A 15,496-nucleotide genomic window follows, 5' to 3' on the forward strand; every position below is an offset into this window, starting at 1 on the left:
CGCCCGACCGGCCCGCGTCCCCGACGATCACACCCGATACGTACCCGAGAGCATGCCCGCCGGCGCCACCGCGCTCCACGCGTCGAAGAGTTCGGTGACGTTCGAGTAGCGCTCCGCCGGGTCGCGCCGGGTCGCCCGTTCGACCACCGCGAGTTGCGCCAGGGTGCCGCGCCACGCGCGTTCCTCGTCGCCCGCGTCCAGGAGCAGGCGCAGCGTGCGGCCGAGCAGGAACACGGTGCCGGCCCGGGTGACCAGCGCGCCGCGCCGACTGTGCTCGGGCGGCATGTAGCGGGTGGACCCGGACAGTCGAGCGCAGTCGAGCACGAACGGCGCGCTGCGGTACTCGTCCAGGTCGATCAGGTGCACCCGACGCGCGGGGAAGTCGTAGAGCACACAACCGTCGTACCAGTCCACCCCGACGTAGCCGGCCGCGTCGATCAGCCGGTGTGCGTCGAGGATCGCGTCCAGGGCCGCGTGTACGTCGTCCAGCGGCAGCGCCCGAAAGCGGGCCAGCGGCGAGGCCGCGCCGGTGCGCAGCAGCTTGCCCGAACGTTTGACGGTCGCGTGGTACAGCACCTCGCCGGACTGCCACGGCCCCACCGTCACGGGCACGCCGCCGGCGGTGAAGGTGTGCAGGATGGGCACGATCGCCGGGTGGCGGACATGCGCGTGCAGGTCGATCGCGCGACGCAGGCTGAGCGCGGACGCGGGGTTGGGGCCGGTCTTGACGAACCAGTTCCCCTCGGCGTGCACTCCGTAGGAGACCGCACCCGAGTCCTGGTCACCGAAGGTCGTGTGCACGGTTCCGATCGAGCGCAGGAAAGCGGCGGGATCCTGCGGGGTGTCGACGGCGTCGAGCAATGGGTGCGGCACGGCAATCGGCCTTTCCTGACGGGTGTCCGGGACCCGCCGCCCGGGGGTCGGCAGCGTGGACGGATCGAACATGTGGGCTTCGGGTCCTTATGCCGAAGGTAGCGCCCCCGGCAAGAGCGATGGGGCGTTTTCCCCGGAAGCCCCGCAGATGAGGGCCCTGGAAGCCCCGCGACAACCCCGGAAGGGAACAGGAATTCGGACACCGATGCCCTGAAAGCGACAATTGCGCAGGCGCGTTGCGACCCATCGCCGTACCCACGCACAATCCGCCCGCCCGCCCGCGATGGCACCGCCACGACCCGCCCGCCTCGCCCGCACCGGCGCGACAGCGGTGCGCGTCGCCCCCGACCCGCCGACCTCGCCCTGCCGACCCCGCCCCGACGAGGCGGAGCGCGGGGCGTCCGCCGCGTTCCGCCTCGCCCGCCGCACCACGGAGGGGCCTCCCCAAAGGCGTTCCGCGGGGCTATTCAATCCGGTTCGGGCCGAACCCCGCCGGATCGATCGGCACACGATGCCGCGATCGCGTTCGGGGACGGGGGAGTTGCCGGTACACCGGATCGGACCAGCCACGACGCCGCTTCGAGCCCCTGCCACGGTAGCCCCGCCCACACCCCCTCCAACAGACGATTCCCAGACACAAGCCCACACTTCAGCCACGCCAACCCAACCCCCGACCCCGACCCGACCCCGACCCGACCCCGACCCGGACCCGGACCCGGACCCGGACCCGGACCAACGCCACGCCCTGGCACCGGAGTTCACCACCCGAGACCACATGCGCCCCCATGAGCGCTTTCACGACGGTCAGGGCGAACAGGATCGTGTACGGATCGACCAACTTCCCTACCACCGACCCGAACCGCCCCACCCGACGCGGAACACCCCCTATCCGCCCATCACTTCGAGTCCGACGGCCAACGCCACGCCCTCGCGTCCCCGCCACCACCGCAACCCACCCACGACCCGGCCCACCCCCACGGCCGCTCCCCCATGGCGCGTCAGCGCCCACGACTCGGACCGACCCTGAAGACCGACGCGCGAAGCGCGGAGAGCGGCGGAGCCGCAGAACTTGGGCCGGGTGGCCCGGAGCGAAGCGGGGAGAGAAAAAAGTGGTGCCTCGCGAGCCGGCGCGAAGCGCCCAAAAAAGGCAACGCTGCACACGCGACTCCGGTGCCCCGTTGCGCCGCACACGCGACCTCGGCGCGCTCCCCTCGGCTCATCTCGCGACCCCAGCCCCGCCCCTGCTCAACCCGCGACCCCCGCCCGCCGCTTCGCGCATGCCACGACTCCGGCCTCCCGACGTACTCGCCCGGCCACTCGACCGCCGCGACCCGCCCATTCCGCCCAGAGCGGCGCATCGGCGGTCGAGCATCTTCGGCTCATCGGCGGGTGCGCAGACCCCGACTGCCACGGGTCACGTCTCCGCTGCGCAACACCTCCGCCGGTCCGGGCGTTCGCACCGACGGGACCACCGGAAACCTCACCACGGCATCGGCCGCGCGCTATGCTCGGGGGATGCATCGTGTATTGGGTACGAGTTGGTGGCGCTCCGCTTAGGAGCGACCGCCCATTCGGGCCTGACCAGGGTCGTTCGTACGGACGGCCCTTTTTTCGTGTCCCGAAGTGGGAGGCGGGCGGGTGTCGTTCCGGCGGCGGCTCGCCGACCACCCACCGGGAGACGGATCATGAACGACCTGCTCGACACCACCACGGCCGGCACGGCCGCCGGCGCGACCACCCCCACCACACCGACCGACGCCATCGGTACCTCCGCCGCGCAGCTTCGCAGCGCCGAACTGGAGGAGCGGATCCGACACGAGCCCGGCCGGTTTCGGGTGCTCACCGGCGACCGCCCGACCGGCCCCCTCCACCTCGGGCACTACTTCGGCACCCTGCACAACCGGGTGCGGCTCCAGGACCTCGGCGTCGAGGGATTCCTCATCATCGCCGACTACCAGGTACTGACCGACCGGGACGTCGCCGAGCGCCTGGTCGAATACGTCGAGGGCCTGGTGCTCGACTACCTGGCCATCGGGATCGACCCCGACCGCACCACCATCTTCACGCACAGCGCGATCCCGGCGCTGAACCAACTCTTGCTGCCGTTCCTCAGCCTCGTCTCGGTCGCCGAGCTGAACCGCAATCCGACCGTCAAGGACGAGATCGCGCACTCGCGGCAGGCCGCCGTCAGCGGGCTGATGTTCACCTACCCCGCCCATCAGGCCGCCGACATCCTGTTCTGCAAGGGCAATCTCGTCCCGGTCGGCCAGGACCAGTTGCCGCACGTCGAACTCACCCGGTCCATCGCCCGCCGGTTCAACGACCGCTACCCGACGGGCGGCCGGCCGGTCTTCCCCGTGCCCGACGCGCTGCTGTCGGCCGCGCCGCTGCTGCTGGGCACCGACGGCACCAAGATGAGCAAGAGCCGGGGCAACGCGATCCCGCTCGGGGCGAGCGCGGACGAGACGGCCCGGCTGATCCGCGCGGCCAGGACCGACGCCGACCGGCACATCACCTACGACCCCGTCGCCCGGCCCGGCGTGGCCGGCCTGGTGTTGTTGGCCGCGCTGTGCCAGGGGCGCGACCCGCACGAGGTGGCCGAGGAGATCGGCGCCGCCGGAGCCGCCGCGCTGAAGCGGACCGTCACCGAGGCGGTGAACGAGTTCCTGGCCCCGATCCGGGCCCGGCGCGCCGAATTCGCCCGCGATCCCGAGCAGGTCCGGCGCGTGTTGCGGGCCGGCAACGAGCGGGCGAACGCGGTGGCCGACGAGACGTTGCGCGAGGTCCGAACGGCGATGCGCAGCATGTACTGAAGGGAAGGCGGCAACCGAAGCACCGCCCGGACGGTGGTCGCGGCCCCGGCATCACCCGCCGCGACCCCGCCCCGCCCCTCAAGCCGCCACCCCGTCCCGCCTCTCAGGCCGCCACCCCCGTTCGCTCCGCCGCCGCCCCCGCGTCCCCGTCTCCACCGTCCGCTCCCGCATCAGGAACGCCACCACCACCGCCGACCCGAGCAGCACCGCCGACCCGGTCCACAGGGCCAGGTGCAGGCCGTCGATGAACGCCGTCGAGGCGGCCTCGCGCACGACCGGCGGCGCCGTACCCAGGTGCCCGATGCCCCCGCCGCCACCGGACGTGCTCGCGTCGACCACCTTGCGGGCCTGGTCCGGCGGTACGTTCGCCCGGTCGAGCAGGTCGCCCAGCCGACTCGACATCCGCGCCGTGAGGATCGCGCCGAGCGCGGCGATGCCGACCACGCCGCCCAGTTCGCGCGCGGTGTTGGAGATCGCCGAGGCCATGCCGGCCCGGGCCGGTTCGACCCGGGACATCACCGCGATCGAGATCGGCGTGAAGCACAGGCCCATGCCGCCACCCAGGAACGGCAACACCCAGCAGAACTCGAGATACGTCACGTCCTTGCCGTAGAAGGACAGCCCGCCCAGCGCGATCCCGCACATCGTCAGTCCGATCACCAGCGGCACCCGCGGCCCGATCCGGCCCGCCACCCGCCCGGAGATCGGCGCCGCGACCATGATCGCCAGGGTCGACGGGAACGACGCGAACCCGGCCTCGGTCGGCGTGTACCCGAGCACGTCCTGGAGGTAGAGGCCGAGGAAGAAGAACGCGCCGAACATCCCGAAGCTGACCGCGAATCCGCCCCACACGGCGGCGCCGATCACCCGGTCGCGCAGGAAGCCGACATCGAGCATCGGTTGGGCGGCCCGCAGCTCGACCACCACGAAGCCGACCAGCGCCACCACGGCCAGTGCGCCGGCGCCCAGTACGCGGGCCGAGGTCCAACCCTCGGCGGGGCCCTCGATCAGCGCGAACACCAGCGCGCCGACGGCCGGTACGCCGAGCAGCACGCCCGGCACGTCCAAGCGACCGCGCCGTTCGGCGAACTCCGGGAGCACGAGGGCGCCGATCACGATCCCGGCCACGCCGATCGGCACGTTGATCCAGAACACGCTCGCCCACCCGAACGCGTCCACCAGCGGACCGCCGATCGCCGGGCCGAGCGCCAGCCCCGCGCCGGAGACCCCCGACCAGATGCCGATCGCCCGGGCCCGCTCCCGATCGTCGGTGAACACGTGCCGGATGATCGACATGCTGCCCGGCAACAACAGCGCGCCGCCGACGCCCTGGACCGCGCGCCCGGCGATCAGCGTCGCCAACGACCCGGCCAGCGCACATGCCACCGATCCCGCCGTGAAGATGCCGAGGCCGATGAGGAACACCCGGCGCCGGCCGTACCGGTCGCCCAACGTGCCGCCGGTGAGCAGCAGCGCGGCGAAGACCAGGCTGTAGCCCTCCATCACCCACTGGAGCCCGCTGACCCCGGCGCCGAGATCACGGTCGATGCTCGGCAGCGCGTTGGACACCACGACGTTGTCGAGCATCGCCACGAACAGCGCCACACACAGCGTGGCCAGGATCAGTCCCTTGCGGGGCGCGCCGGCGCGATCCGACCCGGATATCGGCCCCGCGCCCGACTCGGAGGACTCCTGCGACATAGCTCTCCCTAACAGCGTTAGTCGATCCCTAATGGTGTTAGATTGCATCGCGTCGCCCCCCGACGCAAGAGGATTGATCCGAACCGATCCGAACAGATCCGCAGTCGGGTTCGCGACGTGCCGCGACGCGACCCGAATGCGGAAGGGAATCGACCTGATTCCGAGGGAGGATCGACCGCACGAGGTCGGCGGCAACGCCCTCGGCGGAGTCGACGACGAGGAGTGGACATGACGGGCAAGGGCCGGGCACGACCGGACGGTGCGCGCAAGCGGCCGGCGGTGACCCTCGACGCGTTGGTCGAGGCGGGCCTGGCCGTGCTCGAACGCGACGGCCTGGACGCGCTGTCGATGCGCTCGGTGGCGGCCGAACTGGGGGTGCGGGCACCGTCGTTGTACTGGCACGTGCGGGACAAGGAGGAATTGCTGGACCTGCTCGCCGACGGCCTGCTCGGCCGCGGCGCCCGCGAACTGCCGCCGAGGCTCGGCGACTGGCGTCTCGATTTGCGCGAACTCGCCTGGGCCTTCCGGAAGTTCCTCAAGTCCAACCGGGATTCGGTGCGGGTCCTGATGGGTCGTTTCCCATCCGGGCCCGGGATGGCGACGGTGATGGAGCATCAGCTCGCCGTGCTGGACGAGGCGGGCTTCGACCGGCAGGACGCGGCCTACATCACCTACGGCCTGAGCCTGCTGGTGAGCGGATTCGTGTACAGCGAACAGCGGCCGATCACCGCGGCGGTGGCCGCCGGGGTGCCCATCGGCGAGGCGGTGTCCGCGATCGGCGACACCATCGCGGCGTTCCCGGCCGACACCTACCCGCACCTGGTCGCGGCGGCTCGCGAACTCACCGGCCCGCACATCGACGAGCGCTTCACCTTCGTCCTGGAACGTTTCCTGGACGGCCTGGTCGCGCTGCCGCGCCGCCCGAAAACCGAGCCGCCGGCAGCCGCCGACGCATGACCGATCGCGACCCCACCCGTCCGCTGCGTCACGATTCGCCCGCCGATCCGCCCCGCCCGTGCGGTGAGTTCACCAGCTATTAACCCGTCCTGTGCCCAACAGGGCGGTATTCGGTGGACGGTGGGGCAGTCCATCCAGGACAATCCGCCGTCGGACCGCCGGCAAGCGATGAGTTTCGGGGCGCCGGACGGTCCGAATCTCGGTATGGCACACAGCAACAACAGCACCGCACGGTTGGCTACGCGCGGTGCTGCGGACAGCCTTGGCCGCGTGTTCTCGAACCCGGCACAGAGCTGAATCCGTGAAGTCGATCGACCGCTGCTTCCGTTCGGAATCAGCCCATCAGCTGGGGGATACATGGACCGGATCAAGGCGCTTGCGGCGTTGCCGTGCGGGCGCCGATCCAAGTGGGTCGTGCTGGCCTTGTGGGTGGTGCTGCTCGTTGCGGCGGCGCCGCTGGCAAGCAAGCTGACCGATGCACAGAACAACGAAGTCTCGTCGTGGCTGCCCGCCGACGCCGAGTCCACGAAGGTGATCAACGAGCAGAAGGACTTCCGCCCCGACACCACGGTGCCGGCCGTGGTGGTCTACGAACGTTCGTCGGGCCTGACCCAGGCGGACCAGGACGCGATCCTCGCCGACCGCACGAAGTTCGGCACCGCCAAGGGCGTGACCGGCAAGATCGAGGACACGAGCTTCGACAAGGACCACAAGGCCGCCCAGATCCTGGTTCCGATCAGCATCAAGGACGGCGGCTGGAACGATCTCGGTGACGCGGTCGATCAGCTCAAGGAAGCCCTGAAGGACAACCCGACGGGCCTGAAGTCGTACGTCACCGGCCCCGCCGGGCTCGGCGCCGACCAGGCCGAGTCGTTCGAGGGCATCGACGGCACACTGCTCTACGCCACCCTCGGCGTGGTGGTGCTGATCCTGCTGTTCACCTACCGCAGTCCCGTCCTGTGGCTGCTCCCGGTGATCTCGGCGGTGGTGGCGCTGTTCAGCGCCCAGGCCGTGGTGTACCTGTTCACCAAGGCCGGCCTGGTCGTCAACGGGCAGAGCGCGGCCATCCTGACCGTGTTGATCTTCGGTGCCGGAACCGACTACGCGCTGCTGCTGATCGCGCGCTATCGCGAGGAGTTGCACCGGTACGAGGACCGGCACGAGGCCATGGCGGCGGCGATGTTCCGCGCCGGACCGGCGATCGTGGCCAGCGCCGCCACCGTCGGCGTCGGCATGTTGTGCCTGATGGCCGCCGAGATGCAGTCCACCAAGGGCCTGGGCCCGGTCTGCGCGCTCGGTGTCCTGGTCGGCCTGATCGCGATGACCACGCTGCTGCCCGCGCTGCTCGTGATCGTCGGCCGCTGGGTGTTCTGGCCGGTGCGTCCGCAGTTCGAGCCGGACGCGATCACGCACGACGAGAAGGGCGTCTGGGCCCGGGTCGGCCGCAAGATCTCCGGCGGTCCCCGCGTGGTGTGGATCATCACCGCGGTCATCCTCGGTGTGATGACCATCGGCCTGACCAACCTCAACGGCGACGGCATCGCCAACAAGGACTCCTTCACCAACAAGCCGCAGTCGATCCACGGCCAGGAGGTGTCGGAGCGCTACTTCCCCGCGGGCTCCGGTGACCCGATCGTGGTGATCGGCAAGGAGTCCGCCGCGGCGGCGTTGATCCAGGCCATCCAGGGCACCCCCGGGATCGCTCCGGGCCAGGTGCACCAGACCGGTGCGGTGAACGGCCGGGTCCAGATCGAGGCGACGATGATCGCGTCGCCCGACTCGAAGGCGGCCAACGGCACCGTCGATCGGGTACGCGACTCGGTGCACGGGGTTCCGGACGCCGCGGCCAAGGTCGGCGGCGGTACCGCGACCCGCATGGACATCACCTCGGCGTCCGAACACGACGACATGGTGATCATTCCGCTGATCCTGCTCGTGGTCCTGATCGTGCTCGGCCTGCTGCTGCGGGCGGTGGTGGCGCCGCTGGTGCTGATCGCCACCGTGGTGCTGTCGTTCGCCGCGGCCCTCGGGATCAGCGTGTTCACCTTCGAGCACCTGCTCGGCTTCAAGGGCACGGACGTCGGCTTCCCGCTCTTCGTGTTCGTGTTCCTGGTGGCGCTCGGCATCGACTACAACGTGTTCCTGATGAGCCGGGTCCACGAGGAGTCGAAGCGACACGGCACCCGACGCGGCATGCAGATCGGCCTGGCCGCGACCGGTGGCGTGATCACCTCGGCCGGCCTGGTGCTGGCCAGCACCTTCGCGGTGCTCGGCACGCTGCCGATCGTCGCGTTCGCCGAGATGGGCTTCACCGTCGCGCTCGGCGTGCTCCTGGACACCTTCATCGTGCGCTCGGTCCTGGTCACCGCACTGACCCTGGACATCGGCCGCAAGATCTGGTGGCCGAGCAAGCTGGCCGAACACCCGGAGGAGGACGACCCGGAGCCCGGCGGCGGCGACACCCGCGAGGGCGTACTGGTCGGCTGATCCGGTAGCGCAAGACCGGAGGGTGGTGAGCGGATTTCCCCCGCCCACCACCCTCTTCGCGTTTTTCCCCGGCCGTCGGCTCGGGCCTACGCCCGGGCGCGCAGCGCCTCCGTGAACCATGCGAAGACCGGGGCCGCGCTGGGCCGGGTGGGCCAGCCGTTGATGATGCCGAGCAGGGTCCAGTAGCGTTCCGCGCGCGGGTCGTTGCCCACCTCCATCCGCTCCACCAGCGATGCGACGAAGGCCGCGTCGGCCGGGCGGCCGAAGGCCGTCGCATAGGCCGCGATCAGCTCGGTGACCACCGGCTCGGCCGCGGTCGAGGTCGGCTCGATCCCGGCCGCGCGGGCCGCCTCGACACGCTCCCGGGTGAGTTCGGACAGCCGCTCGTAGGTGCCCTGGGGCAGCTCGTTCGGGCGGTCGCGCGCCTGGTACTCCGCCATTCGCCGGATCGACGCGCGGAAGTCGGGGTCGGTGACCAGTTCGCCGAGGTCGACCCACGCCTCCAACTGCTCCTGGGTCGGATCGTCCGGCAGGCTCGGCAGCCCGCAGCGCATCCGGGCCAGGAAGTCCGGGTCCACGTCCAGGTCGGCGAAGGTCGCGTCGAGGAAGTCGGTGATCAACTTCCGGCGTTCCTCGTCGGACAGTCGGGCGAGTTTGTGCATCAGATTCATCTCCTCGGGACTCGAACCCCGCCCGGCCACCGCGCGCAGTACGGCCCGACGCAATCGCAGCGTCTCGATCTGCGTGTCCAGCGCCCGCGCGTGCGCGTCGGCGACCTTGGCGACGGTGACCTCGCGGGCCAACACTCGTTGGATGGTCGCCAGGTCGACGTCGAGGTCGCGCAGCGTGCGCACGAGTTCGAGACGGGCCAGTGCGTCGACGTCGTACAGCCGGTAGCCGGCGGGACTTCGTCGGGTGGGCGGCACGACCCCCGCGTCCGCGTAGAACCGGATCGTGCGGACCGACAGACCGGTCCGTCGAGCCAGGTCGCCGATCGAATACAGGGGCGCGCCGTCCATGTCCCTCACCGTGCCGTCTCCACCCGGTGGAGACTCAAGTCCGAACCCCGAGGGTATGGCCGCCGAGGCCGGGCCGGATCGGCACCCGGCCCCCGTCCCCCGGCCCCGGACCGGATCAGCCCTTGAGCCCGATCCGGTCCATCAGCACCATGCCGTCGTTGCTCAACACCATGCCCACCACCGTCGACCGGTGGAACGCGGTGACCACCGACGACTGGTACGTCCACAGCGGTGCGTCCTGCTTCAGCTGCGCGGCGACCGCGGTGTAGGCGGCCTTGCGCTGCGCCGGGTCGTTGGTCGTCCGGGCCCGGTCCAGGTTCTGGTCGACGGTGGGGTTCGCGTACAGCAGGTAGTTGTTCGGGCTGGTGCTGTAGAGGTTCACGTACAGCCCGGGCTCGGCATCCGAGAGGTAGTAACTGAACATCGCCGCCTGGTAGTTCTTGTTGATCACGATGTCGGTCTGGAACGCGGCGATCGGCATCGGCGCGATCTTGACCGCGATGTTCCGCAGCGCGCGGAGCGAGGTCATGATGTATTCGGCGGTCCGCTGCGCGTTGGCGTTCTGCGGGATGGAGTAGGTGAAGTCGAGCGGCTTGCCCTCCGCGGCCAACTCGTCGAGCAGCCGCTGCGCCTCCGCACGGTCGGTGCGCTGGACGGTCTCGGTGCCCGCGTCCACGAGCGGGCTCTCCGGCGGGAAGATGCTGTGCGTGGGTGTGCCGTTGCCGCTGAACGAGATCTTGTTCACCTCGTCCGCGTCGAGGGCGAGTTGCACCGCACGCCGGGCGCGCACGTCGTCGAACGGCGCGCGCTTGTTGTTGAAGTAGATCGACTCGCCGCCGATGATCGTGACGATCTTGGTCTCCAGGCCCTTCTGCCTGGCCTTGACCGGGTCCTCGGCGTTGACCGAGACCTTCATGTCGGCGCCGCCGGAGTAGACCGTCTCCAGGCCCTGGGTGCTGTCCTGGATGACCTTGAACACCACGGTGTCGGCGTACGGCTTGGCGGTGCCCTGCCAGTAGCCGCGGTTCTTGACGAAGGTGATGTGGTCGCCGGTGGTCCACTCCTTGAAGGTGTACGGGCCGGCGCCGACGGGGTTGCGGGCGAAGCCGGCCGGGTCCTTGCGGTACGCGGTGGGGGAGACGATGAACGACAGGTTCGAGGCCACGATGTGGTCGAAGTTGGCGTTCGGGCCGGTCAGGGTGATCTTCAGGGTGGTGGGATCGACCACCTCGGTCGCCTTGACCGCCGCGATCGTGCCCGCCTGATACGACTTGCGCGCCGGCGCGGCGTGCTCGTCCCAGGTGAACTTGACCGCCGCCGCGTCGTACGGGGTGCCGTCGGAGAACTTGACGTTCGGCTTGAGCTTGAGCGTCCAGGACGCGTTGCCCGGGTCCGGGGTCAGGCTCTCGCCGATCTGCGGCATCACCTTGCCGGTCTTGGCCTCGTGCCAGAACAGCGAGTCGTAGACCGCGTTGAGCCGGCTGTTGTCGGTGTACGAATTGCTCAGCGCGCCGAACGGGTCCATCGAGCGCATGTCGCTCGCCATCGCCACGGTCAGCGTGCCGCCGGGCCCCGGCGCCACCGTGGAGGTGTCCGCGTCCTTGCCCGCCGCGTCGTCACCGCCGCCGCACGCGCCGAGCACCAGACAGGCGGCGACGGCGGGGACCACGGTGCGCACGATTCGCCCGACGGGCGCGCCCGCTCGGGCGCCGGGGCGGGCCAGGTCGGGATGCTCACGTGCGATGTCCATGCGTGCGCCTCGTTTCGCTCGGTGCCTCGACCCCTTAGGGGCGGTCGGAGGCGGAGCGTAATCGAAGCGGCGAACGATCTTTGTCGCGCTTTTTCGGGTAGTGATGGACGTTTCGCCGTATGCATGGGGTGAGTTGCCCGCCGAACGGGAGCTCTCGTCCGCCGACGAGGGCTCCCGTGACGGTGTGTCAGCGGATGAAACTGACGGTACGTCAGTATCGGACTGACGGTGCGTCAGCGGATCGGGCGCAGGGTCTTGCTCCACAGGACGGTGGACGTGGCATCCCGCAGATTGACCGTCAGGTTGCCCGACGGGCCGTCGATCTCGACCTCGCCGAAGTGCTGGAAACCCTCCAGCGGCGAGAAGTTCGCGCGCGGCGGGGCGTGCACGAACTCGGCCTTCGGGCCGAAGGTGCCATCCAGCGCGTTGGGGCCGAACGCGCCCGCGTTCAGCGGGCCCGAGACGAACTCCCAGAACGGGTCGAAGTCCTGGAACGCGGCCCGCGACGGGTCGTAGTGGTGCGCCGCCGTGTAGTGCACGTCGGCGGTCAGGAACACGATGCCCCGAACACCCCGGCGCTGCGCGGTGCGCAGGACCGTGGCGAACTCCATCTCCCGACCCAGCGGCTTGCCGGGATCGCCCTGCGCGACACCCTCCTGCGCATTGGCGCCGTCCGGCACCACCAGGCCCAGCGGCAGGTCGTTGGCGATCACCTTCCACGTGGCCCGACTGCGCGAAAGACCCTCGATCAGCCACTCGCGCTGCCGGTCGCCGAGCATGCCGCGCCTGGGGTCGGCGTAGCGGTTGTCGTCGTTGCGGTCCTTGTACGTGCGCATGTCCAGGACGAACACGTCCAGGTGCCGGCCGAAGGACAACTTGCGGTACACCCGGTCGTCGCCGATCGGCACCCACTCGCGAAACGCCTGCTTGGCACGCGCGGCGAGCACGTCGATGCGCTTCTCGGTGTAGCGCGCGTCGTCGAGGATCTGGCCCGGGTACCAGTTGTTGCGCACCTCGTGGTCGTCCCACTGGTTGATCTGGGCGACCTCGGCGGTGAACGCGCGGTAGTTGCGGTCGAGCAGGTTGTACGCGAACTGGCCGCGGTACTCGGTCAGCGACTCGGCGACCTTGGACTTCTCCGGGGTGACCACGTTGCGCCAGATCCGGCCGTCGGGCAGCTTGACGCTCTCCACCAGCGGGCCGTCGGAGTAGACGGTGTCGCCGCTGTGCAGGAAGAAGTCCGGGCGCAGCCGGCGCATCTGCTCGAAGATGGTCATCCCGCCCAGGTCGGGGTTGCTGCCCCAGCCCTGGCCGACACAGTCGCCCGACCACAGGAAGCGCACATCGGAGCGGCTGTGCTCGTGCGGCGCGGTGACCAGCGAGCCGGTGATCGCCTCGCCGGCCGCGCCGCGCTCGCCCTCGACCCGGACCCGGTAGTGGATCCGCTTGCCCGCCGGCAGATCGCGCAGCCGGACCCGGCCGGTCAGGTCGCCGTCGGGGGTCAGCCACGGGCCGCGGACGCGGCAGGCGTCGCGCAGGTCGGGCCGGGTGCCGTACTCGACGATCAGTCGACCGGGCGAGTCGGCGCGGCCCCACACGATCGCGGAGGACGCGGTGACGTCGCCGCTCTGCACGCCGTGGCTCAGCGCGGGCCGGCCGGACGCGACGAAGGCGGGCGCGTCCGACGTCGAGGCCGAGGCGGAACCGGCGCCCAGGACGGGGGCGATCGCCAGGCCGGCGCCGACGACGGAGCCGGTACGCAGGAGGGTCCTTCTGTCCACTGATGTCATGGACATGTGTGTAGTGGCGTCGGGCGAAGCGGGGGCGAACGCCGGCTTGACGGTTCGTCAAGACTGGTCGGCGGGCCGGGGGTGGATCCGCCCGCCGGCCTGCGGTCGAGGAGGCGGCCGGTGCGGGGGCGGCGGCTCGCCCGGGTCCTTCCGGGGGGTGATCGTGGTCAAGTCGGTCGGCCGCGCGGCCGATACCTCCGACGACGTGCCCACGTTCCGGAGGAGACCCACTCGTGCCCTCGCTCGCCCGTGTCGCCGCCCCCCTCGCCGCCGCCGGCCTCGTGCTCACCGGGCTCGCCGCGCCCACCGCGCATTCGGCGCCGGCCGCGCCGACGTCGAGCTATGCGGCGCTGGGCGACTCGTACAGTTCGGGGGTGGGCGCGGGCGACTACCTGCCCGGCGGCGGCGACTGCAAGCGCAGCGCCAACGCGTACCCCTCGCTGTGGCATCGGGCGCACCCGGCGGCGGAGTTCGCCTTCGCCGCCTGCTCCGGCGCGACCACCGCGCAGGTGCTGGGCGGGCAGACGTCCGTGTTGAACGCCGACACCACGCTCGTGACGATCAGCGTCGGTGGCAACGACGTCGGCTTCGCCGACACGATCCGTACGTGTGTGCTCGGCGCCGATCGGGACTGCGCGGACGCGGTGGCGACGTCGACGGCGTATACGCGCGACCGGCTGCCGGCCGACCTGGACGCCACCTACGCGCGGATCCGGCTGCTCGCGCCGCATGCGCGGCTGGTGGTGCTCGGGTATCCGCGCCTGTTCGAGTTGGGCGGTTGCCTGTTCGGGCTGAGCGAGGCCAAGCGGCGGGTGCTGGACGAGGCGGCCGACGTTCTGGACGAGACCACGGCCGGGCGCGCGGCGGCGGCCGGCGCGGACTTCGCGGACGTACGGGACCGGTTCGCCGGCCATGGGGTCTGCGGGGCCGACGAGTGGCTGCACGGAGTGACGTTGCCCCTGGACGAGTCGTACCACCCGACCGCGACGGGGCAGGCGAAGGGGTATCTGCCGGGGTTGGTCGCGGTGGCGGGGTGAGCCGGGCGCGGCCCGCGTGTGGTTCAGGTCGGGCCCTCGGTCAACACCTCGCCGAGCGCGGTGCGTTGGTAGCGGACCGAGCGGCCCACGCGCAGGCCGGTGATCAGCCGGGCGCGGCGTAGTACGGCCAGGTGGTCGCCGACGGTGCCCAGGGGTAGGTTCAGCCGGGCGGCGAGTTGGGTGGTGGTGGCCGGGATGTGCAACGCGCGCAGGATCAGCGCGCGCGTGCCGCCGAGCAGGTCGGCCAGCGCCGCGTCGTCGGAGGGGGCCGGGGCGCCCAGGAGTTCGGCCACGCCGCGCGCGGGATAGACGATGGCGTACGGCCACGGCGGCTCCACGTAGGCGATGCTCGCGCCGAACGCCGAGGGCACGAACAACAACCCCGCGCCGCCGAGCACGATCGTGCCGTTGTCCTGGTGGCCGGCCACCTCGATCGTGCCCTCGTCGTGCCAGCGCAGCCGGGGCGACAGGTCGCTCAGCGCGGCGCCCCAGCCGTAGGTGGTCAACCGCCCGGCGGTGCGCACCAGATCGTGCTGCAACACCGCGTGCAGCGCCGGCCACTCCGGTTCGAGCAGCGTGGTCCACGCCGCCTCGATCGCGTCCGCGAGCCGCGCGACCACGTCGGGTGCCTCGAACAGCGCGCGCGCCGCAGCCGACGGCGGGCGCATCCCGGCCAGGTTGCGCGCCAGCTCGCCCCGAGCCCGGTCGAGCGGGGTGGCCCGTACCGCGGCGAGTTCGTCCCCGATGCCGGTCGGTATCCCCGCCGGCGGCGGGTGCAGGAAGTCGGCGTTGTAGGCGCCGCGCCGATACAGCGAGGTCATCGCGGCGACCGCCGCCATCTCCCGGCGCAGCCGCTCGTACGCGGGCCGCAGCCGCTCGATCCACGGCCGCAGCGGCCCGGCGTTATGACTGCCCGCGAGGGTTCGCAACACCAACACGGTCTCGCCCAGCGGGGAGATCGCGAACCTGCTGCGCGCCACGTCGGCCGGCCCGACCTCGATCCTGAGCACCCGACACCTCCCGCCCGCAGCCTCCCAGGTTTCGGCCTGTGCCGAAAGCTTGGCTCACG

General features: G+C 71.0%; 10 protein-coding genes. 4 read left to right on the forward strand and 6 right to left on the reverse strand.

The genetic code is table 11. The features are described 5' to 3' along the window. Window positions 1-27 precede the first annotated feature (27 nt). Entirely contained in the window at window positions 28-945 is a 918-nt protein-coding gene (locus ACFXKZ_RS27025; RefSeq protein WP_380003601.1) for a serine/threonine protein kinase, read from the reverse strand. Between the two features lie 1,613 nt (window positions 946-2,558). Between ACFXKZ_RS27025 and trpS the strand changes: the two genes are divergently transcribed. Continuing rightward, window positions 2,559-3,686, forward strand: a complete 1,128-nt coding sequence (gene trpS, locus ACFXKZ_RS27030; RefSeq protein ID WP_380003602.1) for a tryptophan--tRNA ligase — start codon at window positions 2,559-2,561, stop codon at window positions 3,684-3,686. A 78-nt stretch (window positions 3,687-3,764) separates the two neighbouring features. On the opposite strand, the gene ACFXKZ_RS27035 is transcribed toward trpS, so the two are convergent. Beyond that, complete coding sequence (locus ACFXKZ_RS27035; RefSeq protein WP_380003603.1) at window positions 3,765-5,387, reverse strand: MFS transporter; 1,623 nt, start codon at window positions 5,385-5,387, stop codon at window positions 3,765-3,767. 228 nt (window positions 5,388-5,615) lie between these two features. Here ACFXKZ_RS27035 and ACFXKZ_RS27040 point away from each other — a divergent pair, with 228 nt between their 5' ends. Then, window positions 5,616-6,344, forward strand: coding sequence for a TetR/AcrR family transcriptional regulator (locus tag ACFXKZ_RS27040; RefSeq protein ID WP_380003604.1), 729 nt, complete (start codon window positions 5,616-5,618; stop codon window positions 6,342-6,344). A 357-nt stretch (window positions 6,345-6,701) separates the two neighbouring features. Next, window positions 6,702-8,831, forward strand: coding sequence for an MMPL family transporter (locus tag ACFXKZ_RS27045; RefSeq protein ID WP_380003605.1), 2,130 nt, complete (start codon window positions 6,702-6,704; stop codon window positions 8,829-8,831). 86 nt (window positions 8,832-8,917) lie between these two features. On the opposite strand, the gene ACFXKZ_RS27050 is transcribed toward ACFXKZ_RS27045, so the two are convergent. The 3 genes from ACFXKZ_RS27050 to ACFXKZ_RS27060 all read right to left on the reverse strand — a co-directional run bounded on the left by ACFXKZ_RS27050 (window position 8,918) and on the right by ACFXKZ_RS27060 (window position 13,390). Next, window positions 8,918-9,850 carry a MerR family transcriptional regulator gene (locus ACFXKZ_RS27050; protein ID WP_380003606.1) on the reverse strand — a complete coding sequence of 311 codons (933 nt, stop codon included), beginning with the start codon at window positions 9,848-9,850 and terminating at the stop codon, window positions 8,918-8,920. Between the two features lie 115 nt (window positions 9,851-9,965). Then, on the reverse strand, window positions 9,966-11,600 hold the full coding sequence (locus ACFXKZ_RS27055) for an ABC transporter substrate-binding protein (protein WP_380003607.1): 1,635 nt from the start codon (window positions 11,598-11,600) through the stop codon (window positions 9,966-9,968). 233 nt (window positions 11,601-11,833) lie between these two features. Beyond that, window positions 11,834-13,390, reverse strand: a complete 1,557-nt coding sequence (locus ACFXKZ_RS27060) for an alkaline phosphatase D family protein (RefSeq protein WP_380003608.1) — start codon at window positions 13,388-13,390, stop codon at window positions 11,834-11,836. Between the two features lie 233 nt (window positions 13,391-13,623). Here ACFXKZ_RS27060 and ACFXKZ_RS27065 point away from each other — a divergent pair, with 233 nt between their 5' ends. Then, window positions 13,624-14,427, forward strand: a complete 804-nt coding sequence (locus ACFXKZ_RS27065; RefSeq protein WP_380003609.1) for an SGNH/GDSL hydrolase family protein — start codon at window positions 13,624-13,626, stop codon at window positions 14,425-14,427. Between the two features lie 23 nt (window positions 14,428-14,450). On the opposite strand, the gene ACFXKZ_RS27070 is transcribed toward ACFXKZ_RS27065, so the two are convergent. After that, window positions 14,451-15,437 (reverse strand): DUF5937 family protein, encoded by a 987-nt coding sequence (locus ACFXKZ_RS27070; RefSeq protein ID WP_380003610.1) that lies wholly within the window; start codon window positions 15,435-15,437, stop codon window positions 14,451-14,453. Window positions 15,438-15,496 lie beyond the last annotated feature (59 nt).

Source organism: Embleya sp. NPDC059237, assembly GCF_042754105.1.
Taxonomy (GTDB): domain Bacteria; phylum Actinomycetota; class Actinomycetes; order Streptomycetales; family Streptomycetaceae; genus Embleya.

Bases quoted from the DNA above. Each gene is read 5' to 3' on its own strand.
- ACFXKZ_RS27025 (WP_380003601.1), bottom strand. From the start codon at position 945: ATGTTCGATCCGTCCACGCTGCCGACCCCCGGGCGGCGGGTCCCGGAC.
- ACFXKZ_RS27060 (WP_380003608.1), bottom strand. From the start codon at position 13,390: ATGACATCAGTGGACAGAAGGACCCTCCTGCGTACCGGCTCCGTCGTC.
- ACFXKZ_RS27050 (WP_380003606.1), bottom strand. From the start codon at position 9,850: ATGGACGGCGCGCCCCTGTATTCGATCGGCGACCTGGCTCGACGGACC.
- ACFXKZ_RS27055 (WP_380003607.1), bottom strand. From the start codon at position 11,600: ATGGACATCGCACGTGAGCATCCCGACCTGGCCCGCCCCGGCGCCCGA.
- ACFXKZ_RS27035 (WP_380003603.1), bottom strand. From the start codon at position 5,387: ATGTCGCAGGAGTCCTCCGAGTCGGGCGCGGGGCCGATATCCGGGTCG.
- ACFXKZ_RS27045 (WP_380003605.1), top strand. From the start codon at position 6,702: ATGGACCGGATCAAGGCGCTTGCGGCGTTGCCGTGCGGGCGCCGATCC.
- ACFXKZ_RS27040 (WP_380003604.1), top strand. From the start codon at position 5,616: ATGACGGGCAAGGGCCGGGCACGACCGGACGGTGCGCGCAAGCGGCCG.
- trpS (WP_380003602.1), top strand. From the start codon at position 2,559: ATGAACGACCTGCTCGACACCACCACGGCCGGCACGGCCGCCGGCGCG.